At 62.1% G+C, this 1591-nt stretch carries 2 protein-coding genes and 1 pseudogene; all 3 read right to left on the bottom strand.

Going from position 1 to position 1591, the window contains the following annotated elements; genetic code table 11:
• A partial coding sequence (locus CHB88_RS24010) for a hypothetical protein (RefSeq protein ID WP_143131471.1) occupies positions 1-233 on the bottom strand: 233 nt, incomplete at its 3' end.
• 52 nt (positions 234-285) lie between these two features.
• Positions 286-564 (bottom strand): hypothetical protein, encoded by a 279-nt coding sequence (locus tag CHB88_RS24005; protein ID WP_089401886.1) that lies wholly within the window; start codon positions 562-564, stop codon positions 286-288.
• A gap of 338 nt (positions 565-902) precedes the next feature.
• Positions 903-1591: pseudogene (locus CHB88_RS25430) on the bottom strand (hypothetical protein); the annotation flags it as partial.

Genomic DNA, 1591 nt, shown 5'->3' with positions numbered 1-1591 from the left:
TTGTTGCCGTTGTTGACCAGGGTGTCCTGGCACTGGCTCAGCTGCTGGCTGGCGTTGAAGCTGGTGTCGCTCTTGCTCAGCGATACGCTCGGGCCGCCGTACGGCAGGGAAGGCAGGCAATAGGACGGCATGGCCGGCAGGCAGGAACTCATGCCGCCGACAATGGCGGACAGGGCGTCGGCGCCGAGTTCGGTGGTGGCAACGGACAGGTCTTTGAGGATGAGGGTTTTCATGATGGTTCTCCTGGGCTGATTCGTGAATGGGATTAATGGTGTAGGGGGTGGATCAATGGAAGTTGATGTTGTTGCTGCCGTTCTGGGTCGGCGTGACGTTGGCCGTGATGCCGGAGGCGAAGGCGACGTTGTTGCCGTTGTTGACCTGGGTGTTCTGGCCCTGCATCAGCTGCTGGGAAGCGTCGAACTTGGTGTCGGACAGGTGCAGGTCGAAGCTGGGGGCGGACCAGGCCGGCATGCGGAAGGCATAGGTGCCGCCGCGCACGGCGCGCAGGGCTTCGCCGTCGAGGGCGGTTTCGATGTGCAGGTCTTGGATGATGATGGCTTTCATGTCGATTCTCCTGGATGGCTGGTTGGTGTGGTGAGTGAAATCTGTCGCACTCGAACCCTATATCGCGAAGACCGTGCCAGCTTGCGCAGTAACACGCTTTCTACCTGCAAGTGGTTGAAATAAAAGGGGAAAAGAAGAATCGTGGTGCGATTTGCAATGGCTGCGCGCCGCGGCGCAGCCAACGAGTGAATGGCTGCAGCCAACAACGTGAATGACGGTGTTCGTCGTTCGCCAACGGCAGATGAAAGAGGCGGGCGAGTGCGGCCGCTAGTGGCTGTTTATCTGGCCTGCGGACGCCTTCGCGGGGTTTTGAAGCAGGTACGGAGGGCCGAGGGAGATCAGCGGTCCTGCGTGCAGCTTTCAAGCAGCGTGCGAATGGCGGCTTTCTTGCCACCTGGCCAGCGAACGGTCAGCTCCACCGGCATGGGCAAGGAGCCGGGCGGCGGGTCGATGGCGCTGAAGCGCAGCGCCTCTTCGTCGAACATCAACCAGGAGGGTAAAGCCGTGCCGTCGGCGCGGCGAGCAGTCACGTTCTCCGGTCGTCCACAGCGGACGAGGGAGGCGTCGAGCAGGAATGAGCCGGCGCGCGCGACATCGGACGGTGATAGCTTTGAAAGCTCTGCCATGCAACCATTCGCATCTTCCTCAACGGTGGCAGCGCTGTAGCAGATCTGCGTGAGGTGGCTCCCCTTGCTGGCTGTGCCGCTGGTGCCCGCGGTGATGACCGGCATCGGCATGAAATCCTCAACCGGATAGCTCGACGTTTGGATCCAGACCGTGGGCGCCGTGGGCGTGTTGGTAATGCGTTGAGGAAAGGTGGGTAGCGGCGGCGGGCTGCTCGTGCCTGGCTGGGCCGGTGTCCGGGGTTCGATTGGCGCTGGCGAGGGCGAGGGCGCAGGTGTGGGCGATGGAGCAGGTGTAGACGAAGGCAAGGGTGCCGGTATTGCCCCAATGGTCAGGTTTCCCGCCACGAAGCTGATGGCATAGTTGGACGAGCTTTGACCGGACGGCACGATCGCATAGCTGC

Origin of the sequence: Noviherbaspirillum humi (assembly GCF_900188095.1) — a bacterium.
Classification (GTDB): domain Bacteria; phylum Pseudomonadota; class Gammaproteobacteria; order Burkholderiales; family Burkholderiaceae_D; genus Noviherbaspirillum; species Noviherbaspirillum humi.
The sequence above is the reverse complement of the archived record's forward strand: the minus strand, read 5'-3'. Positions and strand labels throughout refer to the sequence as shown.

Bases quoted from the DNA above. Each gene is read 5' to 3' on its own strand.
- CHB88_RS24005 (WP_089401886.1), bottom strand. From the start codon at position 564: ATGAAAGCCATCATCATCCAAGACCTGCACATCGAAACCGCCCTCGAC.